General features: G+C 40.6%; 14 protein-coding genes. 1 reads left to right on the plus strand and 13 read right to left on the minus strand.

The genetic code is table 11. The features are described from left to right. Positions 1-138 precede the first annotated feature (138 nt). Positions 139-2,163 (plus strand): ATP-binding protein, encoded by a 2,025-nt coding sequence (locus ATS75_RS03995; protein WP_058559143.1) that lies wholly within the window; start codon positions 139-141, stop codon positions 2,161-2,163. 42 nt (positions 2,164-2,205) lie between these two features. On the opposite strand, the gene ATS75_RS04000 is transcribed toward ATS75_RS03995, so the two are convergent. From ATS75_RS04000 to ATS75_RS04060, 13 genes are all read right to left on the minus strand, one after another. Then, positions 2,206-2,889, minus strand: coding sequence for a hypothetical protein (locus ATS75_RS04000; protein ID WP_235591140.1), 684 nt, complete (start codon positions 2,887-2,889; stop codon positions 2,206-2,208). A gap of 26 nt (positions 2,890-2,915) precedes the next feature. Beyond that, positions 2,916-3,650: a hypothetical protein gene (locus ATS75_RS04005; RefSeq protein WP_058559145.1), complete on the minus strand. Its 735-nt coding sequence runs from the start codon at positions 3,648-3,650 to the stop codon at positions 2,916-2,918. Next, on the minus strand, positions 3,637-3,981 hold the full coding sequence (locus ATS75_RS04010; protein WP_058559146.1) for a cupredoxin domain-containing protein: 345 nt from the start codon (positions 3,979-3,981) through the stop codon (positions 3,637-3,639). Before ATS75_RS04010 ends, ATS75_RS04005 begins: the two co-directional genes overlap by 14 nt. After that, the gene (locus ATS75_RS04015) at positions 3,974-5,290 is read right to left on the minus strand and encodes an ATP-binding protein (protein ID WP_058559147.1); all 1,317 of its coding nucleotides are present in this window, start codon (positions 5,288-5,290) and stop codon (positions 3,974-3,976) included. The genes ATS75_RS04010 and ATS75_RS04015 overlap by 8 nt, the downstream gene beginning before the upstream one ends. Further along, positions 5,290-5,949 carry a response regulator transcription factor gene (locus ATS75_RS04020; protein ID WP_058559148.1) on the minus strand — a complete coding sequence of 220 codons (660 nt, stop codon included), beginning with the start codon at positions 5,947-5,949 and terminating at the stop codon, positions 5,290-5,292. The genes ATS75_RS04015 and ATS75_RS04020 overlap by 1 nt, the downstream gene beginning before the upstream one ends. 8 nt (positions 5,950-5,957) lie before the next feature. Beyond that, a complete protein-coding gene (locus ATS75_RS04025; protein WP_058559149.1) occupies positions 5,958-6,605 on the minus strand; it encodes a hypothetical protein in 648 nt (215 codons plus the stop codon). 17 nt (positions 6,606-6,622) lie between these two features. Further along, a complete protein-coding gene (locus tag ATS75_RS04030; RefSeq protein WP_058559150.1) occupies positions 6,623-7,393 on the minus strand; it encodes an SDR family oxidoreductase in 771 nt (256 codons plus the stop codon). Continuing rightward, a complete protein-coding gene (locus ATS75_RS04035) occupies positions 7,390-8,073 on the minus strand; it encodes a TenA family transcriptional regulator (protein WP_058559151.1) in 684 nt (227 codons plus the stop codon). Before ATS75_RS04035 ends, ATS75_RS04030 begins: the two co-directional genes overlap by 4 nt. Then, a complete protein-coding gene (locus ATS75_RS04040; protein WP_058559152.1) occupies positions 8,066-9,535 on the minus strand; it encodes an AMP-binding protein in 1,470 nt (489 codons plus the stop codon). The genes ATS75_RS04035 and ATS75_RS04040 overlap by 8 nt, the downstream gene beginning before the upstream one ends. Continuing rightward, entirely contained in the window at positions 9,532-10,185 is a 654-nt protein-coding gene (locus ATS75_RS04045) for a thermostable hemolysin (protein ID WP_058559153.1), read from the minus strand. Before ATS75_RS04045 ends, ATS75_RS04040 begins: the two co-directional genes overlap by 4 nt. A 613-nt stretch (positions 10,186-10,798) precedes the next feature. Then, positions 10,799-11,659, minus strand: coding sequence for an EamA family transporter (locus ATS75_RS04050; protein WP_058559154.1), 861 nt, complete (start codon positions 11,657-11,659; stop codon positions 10,799-10,801). A 291-nt stretch (positions 11,660-11,950) separates the two neighbouring features. Beyond that, complete coding sequence (locus tag ATS75_RS04055; RefSeq protein ID WP_058559155.1) at positions 11,951-12,940, minus strand: Gfo/Idh/MocA family protein; 990 nt, start codon at positions 12,938-12,940, stop codon at positions 11,951-11,953. Beyond that, positions 12,937-13,746 carry a class I SAM-dependent methyltransferase gene (locus ATS75_RS04060; protein WP_058559156.1) on the minus strand — a complete coding sequence of 270 codons (810 nt, stop codon included), beginning with the start codon at positions 13,744-13,746 and terminating at the stop codon, positions 12,937-12,939. Before ATS75_RS04060 ends, ATS75_RS04055 begins: the two co-directional genes overlap by 4 nt. Between the last annotated feature and the right edge of the window lie 5 nt (positions 13,747-13,751).

The raw sequence follows: 13,751 nt of genomic DNA on the forward strand, positions 1-13,751 counted from the left end.
ACATGCATTTAAAGGCCTTGGAAGTAAGGTTAACACCCTATTAATTATAATAAAAACATAAGATTAATTGACCTTTCACTATGGGTAGCTTATTGTTAAATTTAATTTTTATTGCTTCAAAAATCAAGGGTGAAACGGTTGAATTTCCTAAGAAGGTTTCATGATATCGTCTCAGATCAAACTCAAAGTTTTGATGAGAAAATATATAGTTTATTAAGCTTTGGGCTTGAAGTGTTCAAACTTGATATTGCGATAGTGAGTAAAATAACCGAGCAATCTTACCTCGTTAAGTATGTAATCACACCTGATGATTCATTACCCGTTGACACAACGTTTGATTTATCTGGAACCTACTGCCTTCACACTTTGGCGGCTGATGGTGCATTGGCGTTTCACCAAGCTTCAACAAGTCGAATTGCAAATCACCCTTGTTATATAAACTTTCAGTTAGAGTCATATATTGGCGCGCCTATAAAAGTGGGTGCAGACACTTATGGCACCGTTAATTTTTCATCATCTAACGCATCCGCACCTTTTACAGAACAAGCATACGATTATGTCGAACTATTTGCTCAATGGCTAGGGGCTGAATTTGCTCGACGCATAGCTTCAGAAAAGTTAATAAAAAATAACAACACATTGCTAAAACTAGAAGGCATAGCCAATATTGGTACGTGGGAAGTTGATTTATCAAATAAAAAAGTAACATGCAGTGACCAAGTCAGGCGGATTTATCAAGTTCCTATGTCGTTTCAACCAGAGCTGAAATCAACGATTGAGTTTTTTAAAACTGGAAAAAGCCGCGAAGACATAATACGAGCTGTTGAAAAAGCCATGACAGTAGGTGATAAATGGCATTTGGAACTTGAGCTGTTAACTGGCAAGGGTAAGCATATTTGGGTGTCCTCTTTTGGTGAAGCTGAGTTTGTTGATGGTAAATGTGTTCGGTTATTTGGCACGCTTCAAGATGTTACTGAGTCTGTTGAACTGAGGCTTGAGTTAAAAAGCAAGCAAGCTTTAGCGCAAAGAATGCTAGAAGATAGAAGCATGCTATTGGCAAAAATAAGTCATGAGTTACGCACACCGCTGAATGGAATTACAGGTATGCTAACGACCTTGTTAGGGGAAAAAGATGAAACCCGACGAGTAGAAAAATTAAAAGTGGGCTTAAGAAGTGCAGATATATTACTCAGCATTATCAATGAGGTGATGGATTTTTCAAAAATAAATCACGGCGAACTTAAGCTTGAGCCTAGCCACTTTTTATTAAAAACTATTTTTGTAGATTTAAGTTCGCTGTATATTCCTTTATTTAAAACAGCAAACGTTGAGTTTAAAACAAGTATTCATGTTCCTGACGATTGTTGGGCATATTGCGACAACACGCGTTTGAGTCAAATTGTGTCAAATTTATTGAGTAATGCCCTTAAATTTACCGAGATTGGTTGTGTTGAGTTTTCAGTGAATGCACTAAATACTGATTCAAACTTGATGCTTGATATTAAGGTCAGTGATACAGGTAGGGGAATGACAGAGGAGTTTCTTGAGTCGCTTTTCTCTCCGTTTACTCAAGAGGTTGATACCCAGAAAAGCGTCGGTGGAAGTGGGCTTGGCTTAGCGATAGTTAAAGAGCTTGTTGATTACATGAAAGGGACGATAAATGTTGATAGTGTGTACCAACAAGGCACCACGTTTTCGTTACAAATACCGTTAACCGAAGGTGAAATGCAAGTCGAAAAAGTACAGTTTAGTGAGGGTGCTATCGATACAAGCGGTTTATCTGTGCTGGTGGTTGATGATAATCAAATAAACAGACTCGTTTTGGATGCATCTCTGGAAAAGTTTAATATTAAAGCGGATGTTGCTGTTGATGGTCAAGATGCTGTGTTTAAGTGTAAACAGCATAAATATGATCTCATATTTATGGATTGTGTCATGCCTGTACTCGATGGGCTTGAGGCAACTAAGGTATTAAGAAAACAAAATATCAGCGCATTTGAAGACACGCTTATCGTCGCGTTGACAGCCAATACATCAGCAACTGATAAAGTAGCATGTAAAGAAGCGGGGATGGACATGTTTATATCAAAACCATTTAAGTTACATGCAATCGAAGAAGCAGTAAAATGTGCCGTTGAAAAGCGAGCATTACATAAAGCTTAAATGCAATAAACGTTGTCATTGCATGAGCGATTAGCAAGAAGATTAAAACTCAAATTCGAGTGCGAATCGCACGCTGTGGTTTTTCTCTGATTGGCTAACTTCAGTGATAAACCCGGCTTCCCATTTTAATTGCTTTTGCCCATTAAAACGTTGTAAGCCAATAAAACCAGGGCCGATACCAACAAAGTCTTCCCCCATATATAACTCTATTGATGGTTGGAAGGCGGCGCGATAACGGTAACGATACTGTGCTCTAAATTCAGTTTCCCATTCATTTTTTATATCCTTTCCCCACTCGTATACTAAGAAAGCGTTCAATGTTAGGCTGGTTTTACCAAACTCTTTTTCTAAGACAAAACCGGACGTGGCCTCAAAAATATCTTTTGTGTGTTGTTTTTCAATTTCAAACAACGCACCCCAGTCAGCCCACAGCTTGCCTTGTTCTATCAACTGCCAGCGAAGCTCAAGTTCGTAAGCCGCGAGACCAAAATCGCCATAGTCATCACGCTCCCCCACGACATATGCTTCTAACGCTATGGTGTCAGTGATTGCGCTACCGACTCCTATGCGCTGAGCTAGTTTATTACCACTGTCGGTTTGATGGGACACTAAACGCCATTCAAACTCACGTTCAAATGGCAGCACGTATGGATGATATACTTTATCAACCACCGTGCCATCGCTATAGGCTTGAAATGGCGTTAATATACAAGCCAGCATCGACATTAAGGTTGACAGTCGAATAACGAAATTCATTGTTGCTCCTTAGACTTAAAGGGGTGATAGCACAGTAAGATAAATACAGTGGCACTTGCAAAATAGGTGATGACACTTAATACATTAGGCGTGGCTTCGTAACCAATTAAGGCACGTAATACACGTCCAAGTTCTGATTGTTCACTTAAAATATGCCTTAAATCCCAGACTATCATTGTGCTAGCAATTAAATCTGTTTGGCTTGCTAAATCCAGCGCTAAAAGTAGTTTAGCTGCGCTGTTTAATGCTAATAATGTGATGACTAAATGCAGCCCACATTGACGTTTTAAGGCGTGGATTAAAAAAAACAACAGGGTGCTAAAGCTCATGCAGATGCCTACGCCTAAAATAGAGCCAACAAGTAAGCTCATACCTGCATCATCGTTTTGCCAAAAACTAGTCAGATAAATAATATAATGACTTAAATACAGCGTCATTGAACTAACAACGGCAATATAAAATGCCAGAGTACGGCGTTTTATCGTAAATATTAAGACAGCTATAAATGTTATTACACACAACATTATTTGAGAAAACTCTAAACCTTGGTAAGAATACAATTGGCTTAACCACGGCGAGGCTTGCATATAAAAAAATGACATGAGTAAGCCTGAAATAAGCGTTGTCCACATAATAAAGACAGGTTGTTTGCTATAAACTTGTAAAATCACCCACAAAATTGCCACGGGGAGTAATTGGTTAAGGCTCATCATTAAACTAGTTATCAGCATGTTGCACCTCATCTACCACAATAACGACACCGCGGGCCGTATTAGGTGAAAACTCACCAAAAAACTCATAGTCTCCTTTGACCAGTGGCCCAATGTAAATGACACTTGTGCGATTTGGATAAAGTACCTTTTCTCTATTGAGATCAAAACTGTCGAACTCTTCGGGAGTTCGGTCTTGATTTTCAATCAGCAGTTTAACTTTTTTGTTTGAGGGAATGGTTATTTTCGCAGGGTAAAATAAGTGGTTTTTTAGTACCACGCGGTATTCTTTACTGTTTGCGGTAAAAGATAAAAATACGACACAAAAAAGCCACAAGCACTGTTTAGCCACAGGCCGCTCCTGTAAAGGTAACTTTTACGCAAAGCCCGCCCAGAGGACTGTTTGATAAATCGATTCGAGCATTGTAAATAGCAATGATGTGTTCAACAATGGCCATTCCTAAACCAGTCCCTTGCTCGCCTGATGGGTGTTTATCGCCACCAACACGGTAAAAACGATTAAAAACCCGCTGCTTTTGTTCATCGCTCATTCCAGGGCCTGAATCATCAATTTGCCAATGATAGCGTGTCCCGTGGTGGCTCATTTTAATCACGATATTGCCATTGTGGGGCGTGTATTTTATCGCATTACTGAGTAAATTTGATATTAAAGTCGTTAATGTGAATTCATCACCAGAGAGTGTGAAATCATCGCCTTCGAGGCTAATAGTTTGATTTTTTGTATCTATTTTTTCGTAGAGTAAGGATACGGTTTGTTGTGTAATAGAGAGTAATGATTGTGCGCTGAACTGTGTTTGCCATTGCTCGGGGTGTGTTCGCCCAAGTATCAACATTTGCTCAACAATATTGCCTAACCTGTCAATGCCTTGCACCATCGCATTTAACTCTTCGCTATGGAGTTGACTATGCTGTGCATTATTGTGCAGATTATGTACGTTTATTTTTAAACTGCTCAACGGTGTGCGAAGTTCATGTGCGGCATCAGAGGCAAAAAAACGCTCACGTAAATACGCTGCTTCAACGCGTTCAAATAGATCATTCAAACGCTGTATGACGGGCTTGATTTCTTTATCGGTAATTGGCCAGTGAATGGGAGTAAAGTCATTCGCTTGGCGCTTAGCTAATTGTTTTGATAAGCGGGTTAAAGGCGCCAGCGCATATTTAACAAAAAAACTAATAAAGATAGCGAGTAAAGGAACGGCCCACAACATAGGTAGCATGGCAGATAAAATAACGGCTTCGGCCAACTCGTAACGTTTAGCAAACGGCTCAGCAATAATCACCTTACGAAGTGGCGTCGTGAGAATAAACACACGCATACGCTGACCAGCGATGTTCGCGGTATGAAATCCATCATCAAATTTAAGCACGGAGGATGTTAAGTGACTGGAGCTACTGAGCAGTTTATCTTTTTGCCAAATTTGATAGAGCAAATAGGGACTGTTGTTGTTAAGCTCTATAGGGGGCGTATCACTGTTAAGAGGTTGCCGGATTAACACCGCAGCGATTATTTTCATTTCATTATCAAGCAGCTGTTGACCATGACGCATGCTTTTTTGATAGCCTTTAACGAAGGCTAAAAAACAGGTTAGCACCATCATTGAGAGTAAAATTAACGTGAGGCGCTTACGAATAGACACTAACGTTTACCTACCACATAGCCAATGCCGCGTAAGGTTTTTATAAAATCGCTCGGGAACTTTTTCCTTAGATGATGTATGTGCACCTCAATTGCATTCGAGCCGACTTCTTCTCCCCATTGGTACAGCTTATTTTCAAGTTGCTGCTTAGACAATACCCGACCCTGGTTTTCCATAAGGGCTTTCAATAGCATGTATTCTTTGCGAGGTAGCGTGAGTGGGCGTTGATTTGCAAACACGGTATGGGCAGAGGTATCCATGACAACATCATCACACTGTAATGTGCTTGTATGTGCTTTATTTATACGACGACTTGCGACCCGAAGCCGTGCAAATAACTCTGCAGGGTCAAATGGTTTCGCTAAATAATCATCAGCCCCCATGTCCAACCCCTGCACTTTGTCATCAATACTGCCACGAGCTGTTAGAATAACCACAGGGATCACGTTTACGCGCTGCTTAATGTGCTGCAATATTGTTGAACCGTCGCCATCAGGTAAGCCTAAATCGAGTATGACTAGTTCAATCTCGTTGCTGGCTAAAGACTGCAAGGCATGCTTAATTGTGCCACTGTGTTCAACCGTGTAGCCCTCTTGGCGCAAAGAGCGGCAAAGCCCTTGCGCCACAAGAGTATCGTCTTCAACTAACAATAAATGCATAGCGTGCGTTATCTCTCTAGTTTTTTATTCACTTTTGCCAATAACTGACTAATCGCATGTTGACGGTATTGATCTGCTTTTTGGCGATTATCTCTCACCCCAGCAGCCTGTGCAGTGAGCAAATGCGTTTTGGCTTGATTATACTGCTTTTCGCCATACAAAAACTCGGCATATAAGTAATTATTATCTATGCCTTTTTCATTTAAAGCGAGTGCAAGCTTAAAATTTTCTTGCGCTTTTTTATCACTGCCAAAACCGATGGGCCAGCCAGGTACTTTACTGTAAAGTGTAGCAAGGCTGGCATAAGCAGATCCGTTAAGTGCATTTCCATCTAAGTTTATAGCTTGCTCAAGCGATAACTTTGCATCTTTTGCCAATCCTAATGCGCTCAATCCTCCTTTTGCTCCTGCAAAGCTAGCGAGCACGATGCCATGCCAAATGTGTGTTTGTGCTGAGTCTGGATAGCTTTTTACAAATAGCGCAGTGTGCGCTGATAATGTTGTAAACGCGTTTATTTGTGCGTCATCAGTTAATTCGTAATTGGCTTCAGCCCATGTGTGTTGAATAGAGAGCAATTGCTCAGCTTCATTGGCACTTACCGAACCAGTAAACAAGCAAGTGAGTATTAAATAGACTGTCATTGTTAATTTATACATAATTTTTCTCGGGTTAGTTAATGGATAAAGCGTTTGATGATAGGGAGCTGCTTCGCGATGGCTTTATCAACAAGATGTGGAAATAGCGCATTAATACGTGCAAAAATTTTTTCAGGATAACCTATAAAGCGCTGTGTTTTCTTTGAATTAATCAGTGCGACAAGATCTTTTGCAACCACTTCTGGTGGATCCATTTTATTTCCTAGCTTTTCATTTAGTGCACGAATTTGACAGTTATTAATCGCTGTATCTGTTGCGCGAGGAGCCAAATAAGTCACACTAACCTTTGAATCGGTGAGCTCACGGGATAGCGCTTCAGTAAAACCTCTTAAGCCAAATTTGCTGGCACAGTATGCTGTTTGATAAGGGTAACCAATGCTGCCAAATGATGACCCCACATTGACGATAGTCCCTTCACTTTCACGCAGTTGATTTAAAAACAGTTGGCATAGCTTTATCGGTACCGTTAAATTTGTATCAAGAATGGCCTCAATTTGCTGCTCTTTCATGCTCTCAATGCTTTGCATACTGTTGATGCCTGCATTGTTAATAAGTAAGCTTGCACCACCTATTTGCTGTGCCTTTTCGAGCAACGCTAGCTGCGTCTCACGTTTAGTTAAGTCACCGGCAAAGACATCACAGCGAGTACATTGAGTACTCAAGGTAGCCAATAACTGGGCATCCCTGCCTACCAGTAATAAGTGCCAACCTTGTTCAGATAAGGTTTTAGCAATCGCTTGGCCTATCCCTCCCGTTGCCCCCGTTAATATACATACTCGACGTTTCATGCGGATGCCTCACTTTTTGAGAAGAAGGGTTCGGAGTCTAAACCTCTAAACACATCACCATATAGCCGATAGAAACATTTTGCGGCGTGTAATATCGCGTGTTGATCATCTTCATTGGTAATTTTATTCATTAGGCCTTCAAAAAACTTAACATGCTCAATGTCCAGTGCCCCATGAGACGTGAGATAACTGAATGCTTTTTTAGGTAACCCGGCGCTGTTAGCAATATGCGTTGCTGCGCCATCGGCTAAAGCGATCGAAGTGCCTTCAAGGACATGGACCATACCAAAAAAGCTCAACGGATTTTTTCGATGAATAGTGTCGTATGCATAAGCAACCATCATTTCAGTGGCAAACTGTGGTTTACTGTTTCGTACGGACTGTTTATCAAAGCCGCAGGCTGCAATGTCATTCAACACCCATTCTTGGTGCCCCAATTCTTCTTCAATATACTCAGCAACTGCTTCGCGAAGCCATTCTTGATGGTCTTGTAGGCGAGCACCAGCAGCCATCAACAATGGCACAGTGTGTTTTACATGATGATACGCTTGTGCCAAAAAGGAGACGTACTCTTCAACTGAGGCTTGGCCTTTGAAAACGCGCTGAATAATAGGTGCTGCAAGCAAGTATTCTCTCTCATGCTTGGTGTGTTCATTAAGTGTATTAAAAAAATCATTCATTTATTGCATCTCCACAAGGGTAAAGTTGTTCAATGATGGAACTATAAAATTGACTTATAACGTTACGTTTAGGTCGGTTATTTGTTGTAAGCTGGCCATTTTGTATCGTTAGGGGAGATGTTAATCGATGCCACTTTTTGATACGTGCATAGTCCGGAAGTTTAAGGTTCATGATGTTGATATGGTGCGCTAATTGTTCGTTGCTTAATGCTTTACTAGCAAAAACAAGTACGCTTAGATAAGCTTTTCCTTCGCCAAAGACGACAGCTTGCAGAATATGGCTATTGCTGAGTAAAAGTGATTCAGGCCATTCAGCACTGACATTTCTACCCATGCTAGTAATAATCAGATTTTTTAGGCGCCCTTTAATAAAAAGTGTGTTATCAGTTAGTTCAACTAAATCACCCGTGGCATACCATTGTTTAGAATCGTGTGGCTGTTGGTTTAAATACCCAAGGAAAAGATCACCTTTGATAAATAGCTGGCCATTTTCGACTTTACTTTTTAGATGAGTGAGCACAGTTCCTGCGCTGTTTAAATCATCATTATGAGGGGTATTTAAGCTAACGACAGAACCCGCTTCAGAGAGACCGTATCCTTGAAAAACAGGCAGGTTTAGACTGCGCGCTTTGGCTATCATTTCTTCACTCACCACAGCACCACCCACAGCAACAAATTTCAATGATGTGGGTACTTGCCAGCCTTGCTCCGCAAAGGTAACTAAGCATGTTAAAAGTTCAGGCACTAATATTAATGTGGTTGGTTGTACTTTATCGATTGCGGCAATAAGGTGGGCTGGGTTATGCAAAGACGATTCAATAAAGCCAAGCTGTTCAAGTGGCATAAGATGCACAACACCGTGACTTTTAAGCGGGGCGTACACACCCGCTATGTTCTCAAGTAAGACAGCAAGGGGTAACAAACACAAATGCACAGGCTGTTTGATATTGATTGCATCACACAGTGACTGAGCGACCCGCATTTGGCTGGTGGATGATAAACAGACGCCTTTCGGTGTTCCTGTTGAACCTGAAGTGAAGGTCACTTTTTGTGTTGTGGCAAAAAAGTCTGTGTGTCCTGCATTGCCACATTGATAAATATATACCGTGTATAGGTCAAACAATGTCAGTGTTTTCACTAACACACCCACACCCTCAGTAGGCGTATCGCTTATGAATAAAGCTGCATGACATTGTTTAATAATAAACTGAGTTTGTTCGTCACTAAAAAAGTATGCAATAGGCACGGCAACATTGTTCGTTCTTGCGCACGCTACGTCAAAGGCTAGCCATGTCGGTGTGTTATCAAGTTTAAATGCTAACGCGCTTCCCTCAACCCCTTCGAGCAAAGTGACTAAGGTGTGTATTTGATGGTCAAGTTCAACACCGCTAAATGAAATGGTTTTTTCTTTGTTATGAGCCACTAATACTGGCTCAGTAGATAACGAATTAAAATAATTCATAATTTTTCTAACCTGCGAGCTAATGAGTCAATGTTGTGATGATTATGTTGCATGAGGTCATAGAGCATGGGGGTGTGAAGAACTTGCTCATGGGCTTGTTTTAAATTAACCAGGCAGACCGTTGGCTGGTTTGTGTAGTAACTTCCCCAGTTGTCAGGATGATCAAGCACAAAGCTACTTGCTAATGCAATTTCAGTGCATGTAACACCTAGGACCCTTAACAATGCGCGGACTTTTTTTGTTGCACAAAATGCTAAATATTTAGCCCCCACGTGTTGCAGTGCTTCATTAACAATAACAAAGTTTGTAAGCGTTGCTTTTCGCTCTGTGGAAAACAAATTGCCCAGTTCGAAGATGTCAGAACGATGTGTTTGCTCGTTTATGAACGATTCAATTGGTGACGCTAAATATTGTTCGATAAATAAAGCTGAAGAAGCCCTCCTTAAACCAAGCGTACATTGGCCATAAGGTGTGGTGTATTGGCAAAGTAACGGCATAAACGCAGTAAGTTTTGCGCTATATGCTAATTGGAACCCCTTAGAGATTACTTGCTCTAGTGTGCCCCGGTGTAAATCAGCAATGTGAGCACTGATGAATGATGCTTTAACAGACTCATGGGTATCTGGTAAATGCATGGGTGCTAGTAACATAAGCGTACTCGCTTTTAATGGTTAATGAGTGGCTGATCTTTAATTTAGAGGTTAAAACTTAAGTAAACCTTAAGAGATTAAAAAGAATCTATAACGCGGCTTCGAGTGACTATTATTTAGTTAAAAAATGGGTCACTAAGTTTGTTAAATTAAAGGTCTAAGGACCTCATTTATTTTGAATAATGCACAGGACCACGTGCGAGCTTTTTTTTATTGAGGTTTAAAGCCTCAGTCTGATGTTCACTAATTTGTAAATCTTTAGAACTGGCAATACACAAAACAAAATGAGCTTGTTTAAGTGCGGTGATTGATTAAATATCAGGTGATGTGTGTTGTATATAGAAGGGAGATTGTGTATTTGTAAGTGCTGCCTTTGAGGTCATATTCGCTGTATTTGCAAAAATAAACATTAGCACACACGCTTTAGTTTGTTAGAAAGTCTGAATTACACATGTATGAACTTAAGGCGGCTTCAGGTTTCACCGTATTTCATTGCTGTTTATCTAAATAAGACACTCATTTTGAACAGCTGAATCAATACTGAGATCAAGCAATATACAGCGGCATCGTAAAAGTGTTAGGTGGTAAAAGCATCAAATAAAAATAATAACAATTAGCTGCTTTTTGTGGTCGATATAGAGCTGCCAACAGAGGCAATTATCACCAGTAAAATAGCGAGCCACTGCCAAATGCTCAATAACTCAGCTAAAATTATGAAGCCTGCCATCGCAGCAATCGCAGGTTCCAAACTCATCATAATGCTAAAACCTTGTGCTGGCATATTGCGAAGGGCAACCATTTCTAGCGTATAGGGTAGGGCACTTGACATAATTGCCACTAAAAATCCAAGCGGAATAACTTCCCAGCTCAGTAAAGCAACACCTTGATGAAACGCCCCATAAGGCACAAGCACAATAGCGGCAACACTCATTCCTAGCGCAACCGTCATCCCGCCTGAACCTTGATTGCCGGTTTTTTTACCAAACAAAATATAAAACGCCCAGCAGGCACCTGCACCTAACGCTAAAACCACACCAACAGGGTCTAAGCGCTCGTCACCTTTCATGTCAGGGAGTAGCAATACAATGCCTGTTATCGCGCATGCCACCCAAAATAAGTCGCGTTTCTTTCGTGATGATAATAATGCCACGGCAAGCGGGCCTGTGAACTCTAATGCAACACCAATGCCTAATGGAATTCGTTCGATGGCATAGTAAAATAAAATATTCATGCCGCCTAGGCTTAAACCATAGACAATGACAGGCACGCGCTGACCTAATTGAGGAAATGCTTTCCAGGGTTGAAAGACAAGGCATAAAATAGCAGCAGAAAAACCTAAACGTAAAGCCGTGGTCCCTTCAGGCCCAATCAAAGGAAACAGTTGTTTGGCAACAGATGCACCAGACTGGATGGTTACCATGGCTAGTAAAACACAAACAACAGCAATAAAAAATGGGGGAATGGTACGCAGCATCACTGTCCTTTTGATAATTGTGAAGCTAAATTTGCGGCGATTCTACTTACCTTTTAGTCTTTAAGAAATGTTTTTCTATAAACAGCATAATAGTTAGGAGTATGATTTATGTGAAAGCTGCGCAAAATATACCCTGACGTGACAAGGGGCTTCCCCATAATCGCGCTGTCATTATTAAATATAGCGCAACAAAAGGTAACGTGTAAAAATAATCAGTGGTTTCTTTATGGGTTATTTTAGACAAAAAAGTAACACTGAGGGCTGCACATTTAAAACCTAACAGCCTTCAAGTTAAACTAGGTCATTGGGGTACACAACGCCTAGTTGCAGCCTTGCCTCATCGAGCACTGACATAACATGCTGTGATAATGCGTGGGTGTTTACTGTCGATTCGTTACTTGCCGAATTTATTGTCGCAATAAAATGCGCTATTTCATAACGCATATAGTGTTCATCAAACTCAGATGATAGATTTTCGACAGAACCGTCGTTAGCGATAAATGTCATGTTTTTAAGTAAGGACACTGCTTCAATGCGAATGCGGCCTTTTTCACCTTGAATTTCAGTAACGTTATCGCCTTGAGATATCTTTGAATAACTGATCACGGCTTGTTTTGTATCATAATTAAGTAAAATATCACCCGCACCATCTACGCCAGTATCAAGTAACACCCCACTTGCTTGCACACTGTTTGGTGCTCCCCATAGTGCAATTAAGATATAAAGCGGGTATATCCCTAGATCAACAAGTGCGCCATTGGCAAATTCAGGTAAAAAGGTATTTGGCTGTTCTCCGTTCTTGTATTTATCATAGCGAGAAGAGTACTGACTAAATTGACCTATGTACTTTCTAGGCTTACCAATTTTTTGAATCGCTAATTTTAAACGTGCAAAATTTGGCAGTAATGTGGTCATCATCGCTTCCATGTACAAGCACTGGTTTTGTTTAGCTACGTCAATAATTTTTGCTAGCTCAGCACTATTTGCTGCAGAAGGTTTTTCACCGAGCACATGCTTTTTGGCTTTTAAACAAGCAATTGCATAGTTCATGTGTAAGCTATTTGGGGAAGCAATGTACACCGCATCGACACGTTTATCAGCGCATACTTGAGCGATATCAGTGAATACTTTGGCATGTGACTGATTATGCTTCGCTAAAAAAGCTTCACCGCTTGACACTTTACGTGAGCATACACCATAGAGAGTAAATTCACTGACTGAGTTTGCGGCGTTTACTAAAGTGTCACTAATAAAGTTTGTGCCAACGATGACAAAGTTCATGCATGATCCCTTTTATGAAATTGTGTAAGCCACTGTAGCCAATCAGCTTCTAGCTTTAACATTTGCTGATGTTTTTTTGCGTTAACGTGTTTTTGCTTATCTTCTTCAAAACAAAAAGGACCTGCGCGGCATAAGTCACAATAGTTAGCGGTTAAGTAGCTAGGGTAACTTAGCGTATTGCACAACTCGCTATTTTTTATAGGACTAAATACATAGGTAATACCGCTGGTATCTTTGACGTGTTTGTCTCTATCCACATTGCGGACTTTATAACCAGGAAATTGCTTAATATCAAAGTTCATTTGGCCAAGGTAATGTGCATCAAGATTGTTGACTAAGCTCCCTTCAATGTTCCAATGAAGGTACGGTTTTACATCTTTAGAGGTAATGTAACAAAGTTGCGGACCTGCTTTATCAAGCGCATGTTCACAGGCATTTTTTATAAACTGATGCAGTAGAGCACGATTGAGCGTATTAGCACTTGTTGATTGAGTTTGTTCTTTAAATACACGCTCACTCGTAAAAGCAGGAATGAGGGGGAACTGAAATATAACCAAGTCAAATTGTTGCCCGTTAAGGCGCTGCCAATCTGCTTGGTCTGTTACATCAAATTGCGTCAGTACACTAACCTCGGCATTTTCTAGCAATTCAAGCGCGTTGTCGGTGTATTTATTGCAAAGAGTTTCTTTGCTGTCATAAGTTGATGCTACGAGTGCTTTGGGTTTAATAGCACTAAGCAGTGCATGAGAAAAAGAAAGATCGCCATCGCCTACTGTGAGGATGCGCCAATTCGGGTTTAAAAACATGTATT

Origin of the sequence: Pseudoalteromonas sp. H105, from assembly GCF_001469215.1 — a bacterium.
Classification (GTDB): Bacteria; Pseudomonadota; Gammaproteobacteria; order Enterobacterales; family Alteromonadaceae; genus Pseudoalteromonas.